Origin of the sequence: Neisseria sp. SLRRB23 (assembly GCF_050896295.1) — a bacterium.
In the GTDB taxonomy this organism is placed as follows: Bacteria; Pseudomonadota; Gammaproteobacteria; order Burkholderiales; family Neisseriaceae; genus Neisseria.
In genome coordinates this window covers 1-529 of the sequence record NZ_JBPBFH010000079.1, presented here as the reverse complement: position 1 = coordinate 529, position 529 = coordinate 1, and the positions used below count along the sequence as shown (strand labels likewise).

Genomic DNA, 529 nt, shown 5'->3' with positions numbered 1-529 from the left:
CGTGGGCTCGGAGATGTGTATAAGAGACAGGCTAGGAACCAATGACACCACACAAGGTACATGTAAGGGGTTTTGCTATTCGCATAGCTCGTATTTTGCAGAAGTGCCTGAGCAGTATCAAAGGGAGAAAGGCTCAGTGCGCAGAAGCCGATTACCGACTTTAAGGGTTTGCTGACCACCATTATTTCCGCCGTCGTCTGTTTCGGCATTTACCACATCCTGCCTTACAGCCCCGATGCCAATAAAGGTATCGCGCTGCTGATTTTCGTTGCCGCACTTTGGTTTACCGAAGCCGTCCACATTACCATAACCGCACTGATGGTGCCGATTCTCGCCGTCGTACTCGGTTTCCCCGACATGGACATCAAAAAGGCGATGGCTGATTTTTCCAACCCGATTATCTACATTTTTTTCGGCTGGCGAACGGGTGAGTAACATATCGGAACGTACCGAGTAGTGGGGGATAACTGATCGAAAGATCAGCTAATACCTGTCTCTTATACACATCTCCGAGCCCACGAGACTCGAC

The 529-nt window shown here is 49.7% G+C and carries 1 pseudogene; it reads left to right on the top strand.

What is annotated here, in order from left to right:
* Positions 1 to 150: 150 nt before the first annotated feature.
* Positions 151 to 417: pseudogene (locus ACRPFF_RS11110) on the top strand (anion:sodium symporter); the annotation flags it as partial.
* Positions 418 to 529: the final 112 nt, after the last annotated feature.